Below are 16,434 nucleotides of genomic sequence, written 5' to 3'. Positions count from 1 at the left end.
CGCCGTCTCTCCCTATTCGGCGTGGAAACTGATCACCTTTTGATAGGTGAATTCGTTGAGGCCATCCTCGCCATATTCGCGGCCATAGCCCGAGCGCTTGATGCCGCCGAAGGGCGCGTCCGACTGCATCGTGCCCGCACCGCCGTTTATCGACACCCCGCCGGTGCGGATCTTGAGCGCCATGCGATAGGCTTCGCCCGCATCGGCCGAGTATATGGCGCCCGACAGGCCGAAATCGCTGTCGTTCGCCATCGCGATGGCCTCGGCATCGTCGTCGAAGCCGATGACCGCGCCGATCGGCCCGAACACCTCTTCCTGCGCGATGCGGCTGTCGTTCCTGACATTGTCGAACAGGGTCGGCTCGTAATAATAGCCCTTGTCGAGCCCCGCGGGCCGCTTGCCGCCCGCCACGAGCGTCGCGCCCTCGTCCTGCGCGATCGCGACATAATCCTCGGTGCGTTTGCGCGCGACTTCGCGGATCAGCGGGCCATAATTGACACTGGGGTCAATAGGATTGCCGATCTTCAGATGCCCGAGCATCGCCTTCATCGCCTCGACGAACTGCGGGCGGACGCTGTTGTGGACGAGGTGGCGCGTGGTGAGCGCGCAGCCCTGGCCGCCGTGCGTCGTAAAGCCCATGATCCCCGCCGCCGCGGCCTTCGCGATATCGGCGTCGGCGCGCACGATCAGCGCCGACTTGCCGCCGAGTTCCATCACGATACGCTTCAGCGTCGGTGCGGCCTGCGCCTGGATCATCGATCCGACCTTGTCCGACCCGGTGAAGTGGACCAAGTCGACGCGGGGGTCGGTGGTGAGCAGCTTTCCCGTCTCGATATCACCGGTGACGATGCTCAGCACGCCCTTGGGCAGCCCGACCTCGTCGGCGATCTCGCCGAGGATCAGCGCCTGCATCGGCGTATAGGGCGAGGGCTTGAGCACCACGGTGCAGCCGACCGCCAGCGCCGGGATCACCTTGCCGATGTTGAGGAAGAAGGGGAAGTTGTACGGCGAGATCGCCGCGACGACCCCGACCGGTTCGCGGCTCACCACTCCGGTGCCCAGCGTCGTGCGGCCCAGCGCATTGGGAGTCAGCTCGACCGGCAGCGACGAGACCGCGGGGCGCGAGGCGACCTCGACCGTCCGCCGCGCATGCTTCATCGGGATGCCGTACTGCAGGAATTCGGCGAGCATCCGCGTCGCGCCCGCCTCGGCGACGATCATGTCGACGATCTCGCCCTTGCGCGCGTCTAGCGCGTTCAGGAAGCGCGTCAGCACGGCCTGCCGCTCGGCGACGGGCAGGTGCGGCCAGTCGCCCTTGTCGAACGCGGTGCGCGCCGCGCCGATCGCCGCGTCCACTTGCGCCGCGCTGCCGACCGGGGCCTCGATCAGCAGGCTCTCGTCGGCGGGGTTGATCACCGCCTCGCGCTGGTCGGTCTTCTCCCATTCGCCGCCGACATAAATGGCGTCGTCATATTTCAAGAAAGCCATATTTTTGTCCTTATGAAACGGCTTTTGCGTCCCAGACGATCGGCAGGTTGCGGATCGACAGCAGGCCCGGGATCACGGTGGTATCGGCGCCTTCCTTGATCGTGAAGGGCGGCACGCGCGACAGGAATTCCTGCAGCAGCACGCGCAGCTCGCGCCGCGCCAGATGCGCGCCGAGGCAGATATGGACCCCGCCGATCAGCGTAAAATGGCGGTTGTTCTTGCGCTCGGGGTCGAAGTCGCGCGGGCAAGCGAACTGCTTCTCGTCGAAATTGCCCGAACTGTTGATGCAGGCGATCCAGTCGCCTTCCTTCAGCTCGACGCCGTGCCAGGTGAAATCCTTCTTGATCCGCCGCCCGCTGTTGACCAGCGGCTGGACGCGCAAGAATTCCTCGACCGCGCTGTTGATGATTTCCGGATTGGCGCGGATGCGCGCCTGGAGTTCGGTGTCGAGCGCCATGCGTCGGAACATCTGGCTGATCGTCGAGGCGACGGTGTCGAGCCCGCCGAGCCACAGGAACCAGGTCATGCCGATCGTCTCGTCGGCGGTCAGCGGCTGGCCGTCCATCTGGCCATTGGCGATATAGCTGCCAAGCGTCTCGTCGGGGTTCGCCTGCTTCTCGGCGATGAAACCGCGCAAGTACGCGAGAATGCCCTTCACCGCCTCGGCCTTGGCGCCGATGTCGGGGTTGTGCAGGATCGCATATTCCCATTCGAGAAACTGGTCGAACATGCTGAAAGGAAAACCCATCAGGTTCAGGAACACCCGGACCGGATAGATGCGCCCGAAGTCATAGGCGATGTCGACCTCGCCATCCTTGACCACCGCGTCGATCATCTCGGTAACGATCGCGCGGATATTGGGCTCCATCGCGTTCATCGCCACGGGCGTGAACCAGGGGTTCAGGAAACGGCGATAGCGGCCATGGTCGGGCGGATCGATGCCGAGCGGGATCGACGGGAAGGTCTCGCCCGCCAGCGCCTGAAACTGCGCCGCGCCCTCGGTCGAGAAGAGGTCGTTGTCCTCGTAAACGCGGCGGATGTCCTCATAATGCGACACCGTCCAAGCGCCATGCTGGCGACCGCTCGTCGGCCAGGGATAGTAGAGGATGCGCGGCACTTCGGGATCGCGCATCACGTCGGCGGGCAGATAGGGATCGGGCAGGTCGTTTGCGATCATGCCCTGTGCAAAGCGCGTATCGAGCACCCGGTCGGCCGGCACATGCGCGGGCACCGGCGGAGCATCCGCCGGGGCATGCGCGATCGGACAGCGAGAGAGCGTCGTCTCGGTCATAGGTCCTCCGTTCAGGCCGAGGCGAACATGCGTTCGATGTCGCCCGAGGTCACCGGACGCCGCGCCTGACCGATCGCGTCCATACTGTCGGTCTTGAGCCCGCCCAGATTGTGCCGCGGGCTGACGTCGACATCCTTGCCCAGCTTGCGCAGGTGGCCGACGGTGCAATTCTCGCGCCCGCCGTTCAGCGCGAAGGCATCGAAGCTATATTCGCGCATGACGTTGAGATGGGTGATCTTGTCGATGATGGCCTTGTCGAGCCCGTTGACCGATGCCCACAGATATTCCGGAACATTGGGCCACACCGTGTCCGAATGCGGATAATCGCATTCATAGGCGACCATGTCGGTGTTCATATAGTCGAGATTCTTCACCCCAAACTGGTCGTCGATGAAGCAGCAGATGATGTGCCGCTTGAACAGGTCCGACGGGCGTTCGCCGTTGAAGTCGGTGAAGGTCCATTCGTGATGATGCTCGTGCGTGAAATCGGCGCGCTCGAGGAAATAGGGGATCCAGCCGATGCCGCCTTCGCTCAATGCCATGCGGAGGTCGGGATAGCGCTGCCAGAATTTCGCGAAGGTCCAGTCGGCCGCCGAATTGGCGATCGAGATCGGCATCGCGGTGATCCACGCGTCGATTGGGCTTTCGGGCGAGGGGTGCATCGCCCGCGCGCCAGTGCCGATATGGCAGTTGATCACCATCTTGTAATCTGAACAGGCTTTCCAGAAGGGCTCCCAATATTCATTATGGATGCTCGGCAGGCCGATGTTCGACGGGTTGTCGGAGAAGCTGACGGCATGGACGCCAAGGTCGCTCATCCGCTTCAGTTCGGCCAGCGTGTCGTCCATGTTCCACATCGGGATCAGGCACATCGGGATGAAGCGTCCCGGCGCGGTCGCGCACCATTCCTGCACATGCCAGTCGTTCCACGCGCGGCACGCGAGCAACGCCTCCTCGGGGTCCTTCTGCGCCATCGACACGAAGGTGCCGCCGGCAAAGCTCGGCATTGTCGGAAAGTTGAGCGAGGCGAGCACGCCATTGGCGTTCATGTCGTCGACGCGCAGCTTGGGGTCATAGGTGCCGGGGCGGAGCTGCGCGAAGGCGCTCGGCTCCATCCCATATTCGCTGCGCGGACGGCCGACCACGGCGTTCAGGCCGATGGTCGGGAAACGCTGGCCGTTCCACGACCAGATGTCCTTGCCATTCTCGTTGACGATGCGCGGGGCGCGGTCCTTCTTCCCCTCGGGATAATGACGGATGAAGGCCTCGGGCGGTTCGACCGCATGATCGTCGACGCTGATGATCACCATGTCGTCCATCTGCATGGCGACTCTCCTCTCAGATGGTTTGTTGTTGCCCTCATCATCGCAAAAATTGACGATGTGTCAACTCTTGGTTTATGACATAGTTAAATAAGTGGGAGAGAGAGATGGTCGCCCGAACATTGCCCGCGATCGACCGCGACAACGAAGCCTATTGGACCTGGGGCCGCGAGGGCAAGCTCGCGATCCACCGCTGCGCCGCTTGCGAATATTTCGTCCATCCGCCGGTGCCCTTCTGCCCGCGCTGCGAGAGCCGCGACGTCGCGCCGCGGGCGGTGTCGGGGCGGGGCAGGGTGGTGACCTTCACCATCAACCACAAGGCGTGGGTGCCTGAACTTTCCGAGCCTTACGTCCTGGCGCTCGTCGCGATCGCGGAGCAGGACGATGTCCGCATTCCCTGCAACATCGTCGGATGCGACGCCGACAAGGTCGATTTCAACATGGAGGTCGAAGTGGTCTTCGAACAGACCGAAGACCTCTGGGTCCCGCTCTTTCGCCCAGTGACCGCATGACGCGCTTCGCCGAAAAGGACACCGCGATTACCGGCGTCGGCCTATCCGACGTTTCGCGCGGCGCCACCAAGTCTGCTCTCGCGCTGACCGTCGACGCCGCGCTCGAAGCCATCGCCGACGCCGGCCTGACCCGCGCCGACATCGACGGCATCGCGACCTGGCCCGGCGAGCGCGCCGACGGCTCGGGCTTCTCGCCGGTCGGCTGCGCGGCCTTGCAGGACGCGCTGCGGCTCGAGGTCGGCTGGTACGGCGGCGGCGGCGAGGCACCCGGTCAATATGGCGCGGTGTTCAACGCGATCGGCGCCATCGCCGCGGGCCTCTGCCGCAACGTCCTCATCTTCCGCACCATGTGCGAGGCAACTGCGCGCAAGACGGCCTATGCCAACAGCTTGCTTCGCGAGGGCCAGCGACAGGCGGGCCCCTTTTCCGGGTACGCCCCCTATTACACCTATGCCGCCGCGCTCCAGCAGGCGCTTTTCTTCAACCTCTATGTCCACAAGAGCGGCATTCGCCCCGACCAGGTGGGCCAGGTCGCGGTCAACCAGCGCCGGAACGCCGCGCTCAATCCCAAGGCGATCTACAAGACCCCGATCAGCATCGACGATTATCTCGCCTCGCCGCTGATCGCGACCCCGCTGCGCCTCTACGACTGCGACGTCCCCATCGACGGTGCCGCGGCGATCATCGTCTCGCGCATGGACGTCGCGCGCACCCTCAAAAATCCGCCGATCCGCATCGAGGCGATCGGATCGTCGATGCGCTACCGCAACAGCTGGACCCAGCTTGCCGAACTCGACACCCAGGCACAGCCCAAGGTGGCCAAAATGATGTGGAGCCGCACCGACCTCAAGCCCGCCGACGTCGATATCGCCCAGCTCTACGACGGCTTCAGCTTCCACACGATCAACTGGCTCGAAAATTTCGGCTTCTGCGAGCGCTATGGCGCCAAGGACTTCATCGACGGCGGCCACCGCATCGCATTGGACGGCGAACTCCCAGTCAACACGGGCGGCGGCGCGATGTCGGGCGGCCGCCTCCACGCCTATGGCGCCGTCCACGAAGCCTGCACCCAGCTCTGGGGCCGGGCGGGGGCGCGGCAGGTCAAGGGCGACCCGCAAATCTGCGCCACCTCGACCTCGGGTGGCCCGCTGGCAGGGGCGATGTTGCTGGTGCGGGATTGAAGAAAGCCTATCGGGAGACGGAGCGGCAACCAGCATGTCGAGGAAAGTGCCAAAGCGGGGTAGGGCGCTAACTTATCATTCTCGTCATGCTGAACTTGTTTCAGCATCCATGGCCTGAGTTAGAATTGTACGCTGCGCAGAAGGATGCGGCAGACCATGGATCCTGAAACAAGTTCAGGATGACGATGCTATATGGGTCGTGTTTGCCGCTTCCGTATTTTCTATTGCGCCCACCAATCCTAGCCCTGTCAAACGATCTCGCCGCCGATCAGTGTCAATGCCACCGCACCTAGCGCCCCAGCGTCCTCGGGCCAGTCGTACAGGATGAGGTCCGCCGGCCCCCCGACCGCTAGCGGCCCCTGATACAGTGCCAGCGCCTCCGACCGCCCGACCGCTTCGCCGCCGCCGATCACATCGCCGCCCCGCGTCCGGCGGTCGGTCGCCGCGCGCAGCGCCACCCACGGATTCGCATCGCCATAGGGCGCATCCGATCCCCCGAGCACTCGCACCCCGCCGCGCATCAGCGAGCCGAGCCTATACAGGTCGTCCAATGCATCGGCGTCCATCTGCGCGCGATAGCGATCGCCGCGATCGTGGATGAAATTCGGCTGCGTCACCACCGTCAGCCCGGTCGCCGCGATATCGCCGATCAGGCTCGCCGTGATCACCCCGCCATGTTCGATCCGGTCGCTAGGCTTGGCGCCGCCCGCGACCGCCAGCGCTTCCAGATAGAAGACCAGCTCGCCGAGCGTCACGCAATGCGCCGCGACATTGCGACCCCGCGCGCGTGCCGCCGCGATCCGCTCCGCCACCGCCTCGACCGGCGGCAGATCATTCTCGTCGAGCAGCAGCTTCACCGGCCCCAGCGCATAACCATCGCCGGCCGGCAAAGCCTCGGTCCCCATCATCACCAGCCGCTGCGGCATCGCCCGCGCCAGCAGCGCCGCCTCGGCCGCGCCGTTCGAGGCGCCGGCATCGGTAACCGCGGTTACGCCCCACTCGGCGAATTTCGTGCCCAGCGCCGCGAGCGAGGGCGGCCCCCCGCCGATCCGCTCGCGCAGCCAGGCGTCGCCGCGCCAGATACGTCCATTCGGCCGCCCCTCGGGGCCAAGCTCGACACAGGCGGGGAAGGGGCCTTTGCCGAGCTGCGCCAGCCCCGCGCTGTTGAGCAGCCAATAGCCTCCCGTCCGGTCCTGCACCCGCAGGGGCCGGTCGGGCAGCCAGTCGTCGAGCTTCGCGCGGTCGGGCAATCCCGCGACGCGCTCATCATAACCGATCGCGCGCACCCATGCTCCCGGCGCAGCGGCACGCAGCTTGGCGATCACGGCATCGACGCGCCTGCAATCGCTCAGGTCGACCGACTCCATCCGCGCCGCCGTCGCCAGGAGATGCAGATGATGATCGTGCAGCCCGCCGCCGAGCGTCAGCCCGCGCGCATCGAATTCGGGTCCATGCCCCACCACTGCTGCGCCCATCGCCGCAATGCGCCCGTCGCGCACGCCGACCGCCAGCGGCTTGCCATCGGCCCCGCGCGCATCGCGGATAATCAGGTCGAAACCGTCGCTCACGCCATCGCTTGTGCGAAAGTCGCCGCCGTCCGTGCAAGCGAAACGTCGATCACCCCGCCTTGCTGTCCCGCCAGCGCCTCAAGCGCCAGCGTCGCCGCCGTCAGCCCGGTCAGCGGGTCGGCGAGCGCATCGCCCACAAACTGCGGTCGATCCTCCTCCCACCGGACCAGTCCGCCAGCCGCCGCGCAATCGTCGCCGAACCCGACGCGCATCCCGGCGTCGCCGGTCCAGCCGTGCGCGGTGATCGCGACCCACAACAGGTCGGGATTGATGCTGAACAGCCGGTCTTCATCGAGCCCCAGCCGCGCCAGCGCATACGGCCGCGCGGAGGTGATCAGAACCCGCGCCTCCTCGATCATTGCCAGCATTTCGGCCCCGTCGATATCGACCGTAACCTGCCTTTTGCCGCCATTCAGCCGCGCATCCAATTGGGGTGTATGCAGCCGCGTCGGGTCGGGCCGCTCGTCGCTTTCGACCTTGACCACCGCATGCCCCGCCTCGGCGAGCAGCGCACCGCAATAGGGACCAGCCCACAGCGCCGACAGGTCGATCACGATCCCGTCGCACGGCGCGCATGCGGAAAGCTCCGACACCGCCAGCGGCTCTGCCTCACCGAAGCGCGCCACCGGCAGATGCAGCTCCGCCGCGGCCGTCACCATCTCCTCCGCCGACCGCGCCTCGGCACTGCCCAGGATCGCCGGCCACGGCTCTTCATCTAGCGCTGCGCCGGTCCATGCCGGAACCAGTTCGAAATCCTCTGGGCGCGCCATCGAGACCGCCATCCACCCATCGCGGCACTTCACCATCCGGCAATGGCGGTTCGGCGACCACTCGCCCGGTTCGGCGAGCGTCAGATCGTCGTTCCGCGATAGCGCGCGGCGCGGGTCGAAGGCGATGCGCCCGCCCGACGCCGCGACCAGCCGCTCGCCCGCCGCTGCCACCGCCTCAAGCAGCGCCGTCACGCGCTGCCCTCGATGCTGTGCACCAGCCCCCAATCGAGCGCCTGCTTTGCGCCGATCCGCTTGCCCCACAGCAGCATCCACAAGGTGCGATGCCGCCCGATAGCGCGCGCGACGGTCGCGGTCCCACCCGCGCCGGGGATCAGCCCCATGCCGAGTTCGGGCAGCTGGAACCAGGCATCGGGCGCCGCGATGCGGTGGTGCGCCGCCGCCGCGACCTCGATTCCCGATCCGACGCAGGCGCCGTGCAGCCGCACCGTCGCCCGTTCGCCCAACGCATCGAGCGCGCGCGCGCAGCTGTGCAGCGTCCGCACTAGATGCGCCTCGGCAAGATCGTGCGCACTGCCGAATTCGGGCAGGTCGCCGCCGGTCGAGAAACATTTTCCCGCACCGCGCAGCAGCACGTCGGGCCGGCTCGGATCGTCGAGCGCGTTGGCCAGCGCCTCGTACAGCGCGTCGCGCATCAACGCGGTCATCGCATTGTGATTGGCGGGATCGTCGAGCGTCAGCGTCAGCCGGTCGCCGTCGCGCGCGATCGCCACCAGATCATCGGGCGCCTGCGGACCATCGTCGATCCTCGCCGCCTCCAGCCAGCGCGCAAATTCCGCCCCACCGAGCAGCGACGAATAAGCAAAGGATTCGGCGGTCAACGCATCGGCGAGCGGCATCCTCGCGGCCAGCCGCAGCAATTGCGCGGCGATCGTCGCTGCGTTGGGGTTTGCCCGCACCGCATCGGCCAGTGCCTCGACCTGCTCGAAACTGCCGAGCGAGACCCACGGCCGCGGCGCGCCGATCGCGGCCGTTACCAACAGGTCGAAATCGTCGATCAGGACCGCCGGCAGCACGCCTTCGCGATCGACCCCGATCACCACCGCCTGGATCGCCACCTTCGGTCGCACCCAGCGCGCCGCATCGACCACCAGCACCGGCTCGCCGCCCGGCGCGGACAGGCGGTCAGCTCCCAGATGGTCGGACGTCGTCATCGCGCCGTCCTACCCGGCGCAAACCTCTTCCGCCAGTTCGGCCTTGAGGACACGGCGCAGCAGCTTTCCGGTCTCGTTGTAAGGAAGCTCATCGCGCACAAACCATTGTTCCGGGGTCTTTGTCGAACGCAGCTTCGCCTTGATCGTTGCCGCCATCGCTGCGGTATCGGGCGCGCCCGATCGCGACACGATCACCGCGACGACCTTCTCGCCCCATTTTTCGCAGGGGATGCCCAGCACCGCGCAGTCGGCGATATCATCGAAGCTGCGCAGCAAATCCTCGATCTCGCCAGGCGAAATATTCTCGCCCCCGCGCACGATCACATCGTCGAGCCGCCCCTCGACGAACAGATAGCCGCCCGCGTCGAGCCACCCCGCATCGTTGGTCGCGAACCAGCCGTCGTCGGCGATCGCCTTCTTGTGCAGATATTCGCCCGACACCTGCTCGCCGCGGACATGGATCTCGCCATGCTCGCCGACGTCGCAGCAACTGCCGTCGTCGCGCCGTATCTCGAGCTCGAGGCTCGGCAGCGGTTGCCCCACCGACGCGATGCGCCGCCGCACGACGGGATCGTCGGAGGCAAAGGCCGCGCGATGGTCCTCGGCCCCGAGCAGCGCGATCGTCGAGCTCGTCTCGGTCAGCCCATAGGCGTTGACGAAGGCGACGTGCGGCAACATGCCCAGCGCGCGCGCGATTACCGGCTCGGGCATCTTGCCGCCGCCATAGGAGAGCGCGCGCAGGGCAGGGAGGGTTTCTCCCGTCGCCGCCATCGCGTCGAGGATGCGGCCCAGCATCGTGGGCACGACCATCGCATGGGTGATCCCCTCGCGCGCCGCGGTCGCGACCCAATCCTCGGCGGTGAAGGCGGGCAGATAGACGAGCCGCCGCCCGCCATAGGCCGCGGTCAAAATCGCCGAAATCCCCGCGATATGGTAACTCGGCACGCTCACCAGCGCCGCCTCGTCCTCGTCGGCGCCGAGGAACTCGACCGTCGACATCACATAGGAGGTGAGGTTGCCATGCCGCAGCACCGCCGCCTTGGGCTCGCCCGTCGTGCCGCTGGTGAACAGCAGCACGGCGATGTCATTCTCGGCCTCGTCGAGCAGCACCGGCTCGGGCACCTCTCCGCGCAGGAATTTGGCCTCGAAGGCGCTGCGCGCGACCAGCTCGACGCCGTCGATCGGCGCGATGCGCGCGAGCATTTCGTCGTCGGCAATCAGCACCGTCGGCGCGGTGCGTGCGACGAGCTTGTTCAGCTCGGCGTCGGCCAGCCGATAGTTGAGCGGCACAAAAGGCGTGCCCGCCATCCCGCTCGCGAACAGCAGCACGGGCAGGGCGTCGCCGTTCATGCCCAGGAAGGCGGTGTTCGCCCTGCCCTTGCCCGCCAGCCACGCCGCCACCCGGCTGGCGCGCGCGCGATAGGCGGCGAAATCGAGGCCGTCCGCGCGCCCGCCGACCGCCATGCGGTCGAAACAGGCGTCGGCGGCAATGTCGAGGAGCAGCGGCGTGCGCATGTCCGTCAGTCCGAGGCGGGAAGCGGCTTCGCGCCCTTGATCGTCATCGGGGTGCCGTTGAACGCGAGCGATCCCTTGCCCGCCTTGGCGCCGAGCACCTCGATCCCGCTCGCCTCGTCGGTGTAGCGCTTGCCGATCATCACGCCCTCGGCGAAATCGGCGCTGACGTCGCCGCTCGGCGCGGCCGCATCGTCGATCGGCAGCACCGGCGCCCCGCCGCACTGCAATTCGCCGGCGACGCTCGGCGGCCGCACGACCACAAGCTGCGCGTCGCATACCGCGGATTTCCAGCGCGAACCCGGCTTAAGTTCCATGTCCCTCGATCCTTTCCCGTGGCGCCCGTCTGTCGCCTTTGCTCCGCCAATATGTCAATCGACATAGAAAGTAAACGTAGTTATATAACTTGAAAGAGCAAAGGGAGAGCCATGCACCCACGGCATTTTGCGGCGGCGACGCCCGGCCGCCCGGCGATCGTCATGGCGGCCGATGGCGCGGCGACAAGTTACGTCGAACTCGAAGCCGTCGCAAATCGCGGCGCGCAATTGTTCCGCGCGCTCGGCATCGAGCGTGGCGATACGGTCGCGGTCTGGCTGAAGAATGTCCGCGAATATTTCGAGATCTATTGGGCCGCGCAGCGCGCCGGCCTCTATCTCTGCCCGATCTCGAGCCAGCTGACGCCTGACGAAGCCGCCTATATCCTGAACGACAGCGGCTCGAAACTGCTCGTCACCCACGCCGATGTCCCCGCCGCGGCGGCATTGGTCGCGGCCCGCGCCGACCTGATCCCCGACATCGCGCATATCTTCGACCTCGGCACCGGTCTCGCGCCCTCCTGGCAGGCCGCCCTGACGAATCATCCCGCGGCGCGGATCGCCGACGAATCGGCGGGCTATCACCTCGTCTATTCCTCGGGCACCACCGGGCGCCCGAAGGGCATCCGCCTGCCGCTCTCGGGCGAGCCCGCCGACGCCCCGCATATGCTCGCCGAGCGCATGGCGGCGCGCTACGGCATCGGCTCGGACAGTGTCCTTCTGTCGCCCGCGCCGCTCTACCACACCGCGCCGCTCGCTTACGGCATGTCGGCGCATCGCCTCGGCGCGACCGTGGTCATCATGGAGAAGTTCGACGCCGAGGAGGTGCTGCGCCTGATCGAGAAGCACCGCGTCACCTTCATGCAGATGGTGCCGACGATGTTCATCCGCCTGCTCGCGCTCCCCGACGAGGTCCGCGCACGCTACGACATTTCGTCGCTTCAAAAGATCGTCCACGCCGCCGCTCCATGCCCGGTCGAGGTCAAGCGCCGGATGATCGAATGGCTCGGGCCGATCGTCTATGAATATTATGGCGGATCGGAAGGCAATGGCTCGACCTTCATCACCCCCGAGGAGTGGCTCGCACACCCCGGTTCGGTCGGCCGCGCCGACTGGGGGACGCTCCATATCTGCGGCGAGGATGGCGAAGAAGTCGGCCCGAACGTCGACGGGCTCGTTTATTTCGAGGGCGGCTGGGATTTTCAGTATCTCAACGACCCCGCCAAGACCCGCGACGCGCGCCACCCGCGGCATCCCGGCTGGAGCACGCTTGGCGACATCGGCCATGTCGATGCCGACGGCTATCTCTACCTGACCGACCGCAAGAGCTTCATGATCATCTCGGGCGGGGTGAACATCTATCCGCAGGAGGCCGAGAACCTCCTCATCCAGCATCCCGAGGTCGTCGACGTCGCGGTGATCGGCGTCCCGCACGCCGAGATGGGCGAGGAGGTCAAGGCGGTGGTCCAGCCGAACGACTGGAACGCCGCCGGCCCCGACCTCGCGGCGCGGTTGATCGCCCATTGCCGCGAACATCTCAGCCCGATCAAATGCCCACGTTCGGTCGACTTCGACCCCGCACTGCCGCGCCATGATACGGGCAAGCTGTACAAGCAGGCCGTGCGCAAACGCTATTGGCCCTAATTTCTTCCGGGTCCCCACAGGATCAGCGCCGCGCCGCCGAGGCAGATCAGCCCGCCGAGCAGGTCCCAGCGGTCGGGTGATACGCCCTCGACCATCTTCAGCCACAACAGCGAGGCAATGATATAGACCCCGCCATAGGCCGCGAAGGCGCGCCCCGCCGCCTCGGCCTCGACCCGCGTCAGCGCATAGGCGAAAAAGGCGAGCGCGAGCGCGCCCGGCACCAGCCACCAGGGCGATTTGTCGAGCCGCAGCACAGCCCAGAAGGCGAAGCAGCCCGCGATTTCGCCCAGCGCCGCGAGGATATACCAGCCGATCGTCGCCAGCGGCGCACTCATGCGTGGGTGCCTTCGCACAGATGATGGTCGCCCAGCGCCTCGATCACGCGGCAGTCGCCCGCCAGCCCACCGCGGCAACGCCCGACGATCCGCGCCAGTTCGTCGCGCAAAGCTTCGAGCTGTGAGATCTTCGCCTCGACCTGCTCCAGATGCCCCGTCGCGATCCGGTCGGCCTCGCCGCAATCGCGCTCGGGATGGTCCGACAGGTCGAGCAACGAGCGGATTTCCTCGATCGTGAAGCCCAGGTCGCGCGAATGGCGCACGAAGGCCAGCCGTGAGCGATGCGCCTCGCCATAGCTGCGGTAATTGGCCGCGGTACGATGCGGCTCGGGCAGCAGCCCGATGCGCTCATAATAGCGGATCGTCTCGATATTGGCGCCGGTCGCCCGCGCGAGTTCGCCGATTTTCATGCCTTGACCCTGTAGTTGCTACAGGGTGCATATAGGCGGTCGACTCGAAACCCCAAGGAGATTCGGCACATGGCCGACCAATGCTGCGCCGGTAAGAGCGGCAAGACCGCGCTCAATGATCCCAGATGGAGGCGCGTCCTCTGGATCGCGCTCATCGTCAACGCGGGCATGTTCGCGGTCGAGATCGCCGCAGGTGTTGCCGCTGACTCGCGTGCGTTGCAAGCCGACGCGCTCGACTTCCTCGGCGACGCGGCCAATTATGCGATCAGCCTCGGCGTCGCGGGCATGGCGCTGGCGTGGCGCGCTCGCGCCGCCTTGTTCAAGGCCGCGACGATGCTCGCCTTCGGGCTTGGCGTGCTCGGCGCGACGCTCTGGGGTTTCATGAACGGCACCGCGCCGCATGCCGAGACGATGGGCGTCGTCGGCGCCGCGGCACTCGCCGCCAATGTCGCGGTCGCGGTCATGCTCTATCGGTGGCGCACCGGCGACGCGAACATGCGCTCGGTGTGGATCTGCTCGCGCAACGACGCGATCGGCAACCTGGCCGTGCTCGCCGCGGCACTCGGCGTGTTCGGCACGGGGCGCGGCTGGCCCGACCTTGTCGTCGCAGGCATCATGGCGGGGCTCGCCATTTGGGGCAGCCTCGAGGTCTTCCGACAAGCGCGCGCCGAACTCTCCACCGCCTGATGGGCGTAAAACCCTTGCGGTTTCGAGTTCAGGCTATAATGGTTAGTATTCTAACTATTGTACGAAGGCGGCAAAGAGTTGCGGGATCAGGACGCGAGCGGACGACCGCGCACGCTCTACGACAGGATCTGGGACGCACATGTCGTCGCCGACGACGATGGCGAATCGATCCTCTACATCGACCTGCACCTGCTGCACGAGGTCACCTCGCCGCAGGCCTTCGCGGGGATTGCGGCGGCGGGGCGAACGGTACGCCGTCCCGAACGCGCGCTCGCGCTCTCCGACCATAATGTCCCGACCCAGGGGCAGGCGGCGGGCGTCGCGGCGGTCGCCGATCCCGAGGCGCGCGCGCAGCTTGCGGCGCTCGAAGCCAATGCCGACCGCTTCGGCATCGCGCGCTTCGCGATGGGCGATGCCCGAAACGGCATCGTCCATGTCGTCGGCCCCGAGCAGGGGCGCTCGCTGCCGGGGATGACGATCGTCTGCGGCGACAGCCATACCTCTACCCACGGCGCCTTCGGCGCGCTCGCTTTCGGGATCGGCACCAGCGAGGTCGAGCATGTGCTCGCGACGCAGACGATCCGCCAGCGCAAGTCGCGCAACATGCGGGTCATCGTCGACAGCGCGCTGGCGCCGCACGTCTCGGCCAAGGATCTCGCGCTACACCTGCTGCGGCGCGTCGGCGTCGATGGCGCGACCGGCCATGTCATCGAATATGCCGGATCCGCGGTGCGTGCGCTGTCGATGGAGGCGCGGATGACGCTCTGCAACCTCAGCATCGAGATGGGCGCGCGCGCCGGGCTTGTCGCGCCCGACGAAACGACTTTTGCCTATCTGGAAGGACGCCCGTCGGCGCCGCGGGGGGATGCATGGGGCAGGGCGGTCGCCCGCTGGCAGAGGCTCGCCAGCGACGCCGACGCCGCCTTCGACCGCGACCTTCACATCGATGCGACCGATGTCGGTCCGATGGTCAGCTGGGGCACCAACCCGTCGCAGGTCGTCGGTATCGGCGAGCTTGTCCCCGACCCTGCGGCGCTGGACGATCCCGATGCGCGCGAAAGCGCCTATCGCGCGCTCGCCTATATGGACCTCAGCCCAGGCGAGCCCATCGCCGGCGTACGTCTCGACCGCGTCTTCATCGGCAGCTGCACCAACAGCCGGATCGAAGATCTGCGCATTGCGGCGACCGTCGCGCGCGGGCGCAAAGTCGCGCCGCATGTCCGCGCGATGGTCGTGCCGGGCTCGGGGCTCGTCAAGCAGCAGGCCGAGGCCGAGGGGCTCGATACGATCTTCCGCGCGGCAGGCTTCGACTGGCGCGAACCCGGCTGCTCGCTCTGCGTCGGCATGAACCCCGACCGGCTCGCCCCGGGCGAGCGCTGCGCCTCGACCTCGAACCGCAATTTCGAGAACCGCCAGGGCCGCGGCGGCCGTACGCATCTGATGAGCCCCGCGCTAGCCGCCGCCAGCGCCGTTGCGGGCGCAATCGCTGCGCCCGAGATGCTGGGCTAGGCCGCCCTCTCGAACCGCGCGATCGCGTCCGCATGCCGCAGCGTCCGCCCGATATCGTCGAGCCCCTCCATCAGCACCCGCCGGTCGCCCGCGTCGATCGCGAACGCCACTACCTCGCCCGATGCCAGCCGGATTTCCTGCGCTTCCAGGTCGATCTCGACCGGCGCATGCTGCGCCAGCTCGATCTCGCGCGCCAGGCTTGTGCAAAGCTCGTCGGGCAAGCGGATCAGCAGCAGTCCGTTCTTGCGCGCATTGCCCGCGAAGATGTCGCCGAAGCTCGGCGCGATCACGCAGCGGATGCCGAAATCGGCGAGCGCCCACACCGCATGTTCGCGCGACGAGCCGCAGCCGAAATTGCGGTCGGCGATCAATATCTGCGCCGCGCGTCCCGCTGGCCGGTTCAGCACGAAATCGGCGCGCTCGCTGCCATCGGGCGCGCGGCGCAGTTCCTCGAACAGATGCCGACCGAGCCCTTCGCGGGTCAGCGCCTTCATGAAGCGCGCGGGGATGATCATGTCGGTATCGACATTGGCCAGCGGCAGCGATACCGCGACCCCGGGCACCCGTTCGAACTTCCGCACCCGATCCTCCTTGCTTTAACTTAGTAATCTAAGTAATGATGCAAAGTCATTTTGTCCACTCAATCGAACGGCTCCGGCCGCCGCGGCGACGATAGTGGTTGCCGCCCGAATCCGGGGCCTCTAAGAATTGAGGACACA

16 protein-coding genes are annotated in these 16,434 nt (G+C 66.7%); 5 read left to right on the top strand and 11 right to left on the bottom strand.

Translation table 11 applies throughout. The features are described from left to right. Nucleotides 1-12: 12 nt before the first annotated feature. From BWQ93_RS06870 to BWQ93_RS06860, 3 genes are read right to left on the bottom strand one after another with little or no spacing between them, the layout of a single operon-like run. Nucleotides 13-1,488 carry an aldehyde dehydrogenase family protein gene (locus tag BWQ93_RS06870; RefSeq protein ID WP_077029864.1) on the bottom strand — a complete coding sequence of 492 codons (1,476 nt, stop codon included), beginning with the start codon at nt 1,486-1,488 and terminating at the stop codon, nt 13-15. Between the two features lie 10 nt (nt 1,489-1,498). Continuing rightward, complete coding sequence (locus BWQ93_RS06865; protein WP_077029863.1) at nt 1,499-2,779, bottom strand: cytochrome P450; 1,281 nt, start codon at nt 2,777-2,779, stop codon at nt 1,499-1,501. A gap of 11 nt (nt 2,780-2,790) precedes the next feature. Beyond that, on the bottom strand, nt 2,791-4,104 hold the full coding sequence (locus BWQ93_RS06860; protein ID WP_077029862.1) for an amidohydrolase family protein: 1,314 nt from the start codon (nt 4,102-4,104) through the stop codon (nt 2,791-2,793). A gap of 104 nt (nt 4,105-4,208) precedes the next feature. On the opposite strand from BWQ93_RS06860, the gene BWQ93_RS06855 reads away from it, so the two are divergent. Both BWQ93_RS06855 and BWQ93_RS06850 read left to right on the top strand, forming a co-directional pair. Next, nucleotides 4,209-4,613 carry a Zn-ribbon domain-containing OB-fold protein gene (locus tag BWQ93_RS06855; protein ID WP_077029861.1) on the top strand — a complete coding sequence of 135 codons (405 nt, stop codon included), beginning with the start codon at nt 4,209-4,211 and terminating at the stop codon, nt 4,611-4,613. After that, nucleotides 4,610-5,794, top strand: a complete 1,185-nt coding sequence (locus BWQ93_RS06850; RefSeq protein WP_077029860.1) for a thiolase family protein — start codon at nt 4,610-4,612, stop codon at nt 5,792-5,794. Before BWQ93_RS06855 ends, BWQ93_RS06850 begins: the two co-directional genes overlap by 4 nt. 248 nt (nt 5,795-6,042) lie before the next feature. Here the strand turns inward: BWQ93_RS06850 and BWQ93_RS06845 are convergent, their stop codons facing one another. From BWQ93_RS06845 to BWQ93_RS06825, 5 genes are read right to left on the bottom strand one after another with little or no spacing between them, the layout of a single operon-like run. Beyond that, nucleotides 6,043-7,362, bottom strand: coding sequence for an amidohydrolase family protein (locus BWQ93_RS06845; protein ID WP_083720708.1), 1,320 nt, complete (start codon nt 7,360-7,362; stop codon nt 6,043-6,045). Then, a complete protein-coding gene (locus BWQ93_RS06840; RefSeq protein WP_077029859.1) occupies nt 7,359-8,324 on the bottom strand; it encodes a CoA transferase in 966 nt (321 codons plus the stop codon). Before BWQ93_RS06840 ends, BWQ93_RS06845 begins: the two co-directional genes overlap by 4 nt. Continuing rightward, a complete protein-coding gene (locus BWQ93_RS06835) occupies nt 8,321-9,304 on the bottom strand; it encodes an enoyl-CoA hydratase/isomerase family protein (RefSeq protein WP_077029858.1) in 984 nt (327 codons plus the stop codon). The genes BWQ93_RS06840 and BWQ93_RS06835 overlap by 4 nt, the downstream gene beginning before the upstream one ends. A gap of 9 nt (nt 9,305-9,313) precedes the next feature. Next, nucleotides 9,314-10,819: a class I adenylate-forming enzyme family protein gene (locus BWQ93_RS06830; RefSeq protein ID WP_077029857.1), complete on the bottom strand. Its 1,506-nt coding sequence runs from the start codon at nt 10,817-10,819 to the stop codon at nt 9,314-9,316. Between the two features lie 5 nt (nt 10,820-10,824). Then, a complete protein-coding gene (locus tag BWQ93_RS06825; protein ID WP_077029856.1) occupies nt 10,825-11,133 on the bottom strand; it encodes a hypothetical protein in 309 nt (102 codons plus the stop codon). Nucleotides 11,134-11,244: 111 nt separating this feature from the next. On the opposite strand from BWQ93_RS06825, the gene BWQ93_RS06820 reads away from it, so the two are divergent. Next, nucleotides 11,245-12,774 carry an acyl-CoA synthetase gene (locus tag BWQ93_RS06820; RefSeq protein WP_077029855.1) on the top strand — a complete coding sequence of 510 codons (1,530 nt, stop codon included), beginning with the start codon at nt 11,245-11,247 and terminating at the stop codon, nt 12,772-12,774. On the opposite strand, the gene BWQ93_RS06815 is transcribed toward BWQ93_RS06820, so the two are convergent. Beyond that, a complete protein-coding gene (locus BWQ93_RS06815) occupies nt 12,771-13,109 on the bottom strand; it encodes a YnfA family protein (protein WP_077029854.1) in 339 nt (112 codons plus the stop codon). The two genes, BWQ93_RS06820 and BWQ93_RS06815, sit on opposite strands and share 4 nt — an antisense overlap. Then, entirely contained in the window at nt 13,106-13,519 is a 414-nt protein-coding gene (locus tag BWQ93_RS06810) for a MerR family transcriptional regulator (protein WP_077029853.1), read from the bottom strand. The genes BWQ93_RS06815 and BWQ93_RS06810 overlap by 4 nt, the downstream gene beginning before the upstream one ends. A 69-nt stretch (nt 13,520-13,588) precedes the next feature. On the opposite strand from BWQ93_RS06810, the gene BWQ93_RS06805 reads away from it, so the two are divergent. Then, nucleotides 13,589-14,206 carry a cation transporter gene (locus BWQ93_RS06805; protein ID WP_077029852.1) on the top strand — a complete coding sequence of 206 codons (618 nt, stop codon included), beginning with the start codon at nt 13,589-13,591 and terminating at the stop codon, nt 14,204-14,206. Nucleotides 14,207-14,284: 78 nt separating this feature from the next. Continuing rightward, the gene (gene leuC / locus BWQ93_RS06800; protein WP_077032260.1) at nt 14,285-15,715 is read left to right on the top strand and encodes a 3-isopropylmalate dehydratase large subunit; all 1,431 of its coding nucleotides are present in this window, start codon (nt 14,285-14,287) and stop codon (nt 15,713-15,715) included. On the opposite strand, the gene leuD is transcribed toward leuC, so the two are convergent. Next, on the bottom strand, nt 15,712-16,296 hold the full coding sequence (gene leuD, locus BWQ93_RS06795) for a 3-isopropylmalate dehydratase small subunit (RefSeq protein WP_077029851.1): 585 nt from the start codon (nt 16,294-16,296) through the stop codon (nt 15,712-15,714). The two genes, leuC and leuD, sit on opposite strands and share 4 nt — an antisense overlap. Between the last annotated feature and the right edge of the window lie 138 nt (nt 16,297-16,434).

The organism is Sphingopyxis sp. QXT-31 (genome assembly GCF_001984035.1).
In the GTDB taxonomy this organism is placed as follows: Bacteria; Pseudomonadota; Alphaproteobacteria; order Sphingomonadales; family Sphingomonadaceae; genus Sphingopyxis.
The sequence above is the reverse complement of the archived record's forward strand: the minus strand, read 5'-3'. Positions and strand labels throughout refer to the sequence as shown.

Bases quoted from the DNA above. Each gene is read 5' to 3' on its own strand.
- BWQ93_RS06805 (WP_077029852.1), top strand. From the start codon at position 13,589: ATGGCCGACCAATGCTGCGCCGGTAAGAGCGGCAAGACCGCGCTCAAT.
- BWQ93_RS06860 (WP_077029862.1), bottom strand. From the start codon at position 4,104: ATGCAGATGGACGACATGGTGATCATCAGCGTCGACGATCATGCGGTC.
- BWQ93_RS06815 (WP_077029854.1), bottom strand. From the start codon at position 13,109: ATGAGTGCGCCGCTGGCGACGATCGGCTGGTATATCCTCGCGGCGCTG.
- BWQ93_RS06810 (WP_077029853.1), bottom strand. From the start codon at position 13,519: ATGAAAATCGGCGAACTCGCGCGGGCGACCGGCGCCAATATCGAGACG.
- BWQ93_RS06820 (WP_077029855.1), top strand. From the start codon at position 11,245: ATGCACCCACGGCATTTTGCGGCGGCGACGCCCGGCCGCCCGGCGATC.
- BWQ93_RS06865 (WP_077029863.1), bottom strand. From the start codon at position 2,779: ATGACCGAGACGACGCTCTCTCGCTGTCCGATCGCGCATGCCCCGGCG.
- BWQ93_RS06870 (WP_077029864.1), bottom strand. From the start codon at position 1,488: ATGGCTTTCTTGAAATATGACGACGCCATTTATGTCGGCGGCGAATGG.
- BWQ93_RS06835 (WP_077029858.1), bottom strand. From the start codon at position 9,304: ATGACGACGTCCGACCATCTGGGAGCTGACCGCCTGTCCGCGCCGGGC.
- BWQ93_RS06830 (WP_077029857.1), bottom strand. From the start codon at position 10,819: ATGCGCACGCCGCTGCTCCTCGACATTGCCGCCGACGCCTGTTTCGAC.
- BWQ93_RS06855 (WP_077029861.1), top strand. From the start codon at position 4,209: ATGGTCGCCCGAACATTGCCCGCGATCGACCGCGACAACGAAGCCTAT.
- BWQ93_RS06825 (WP_077029856.1), bottom strand. From the start codon at position 11,133: ATGGAACTTAAGCCGGGTTCGCGCTGGAAATCCGCGGTATGCGACGCG.
- BWQ93_RS06850 (WP_077029860.1), top strand. From the start codon at position 4,610: ATGACGCGCTTCGCCGAAAAGGACACCGCGATTACCGGCGTCGGCCTA.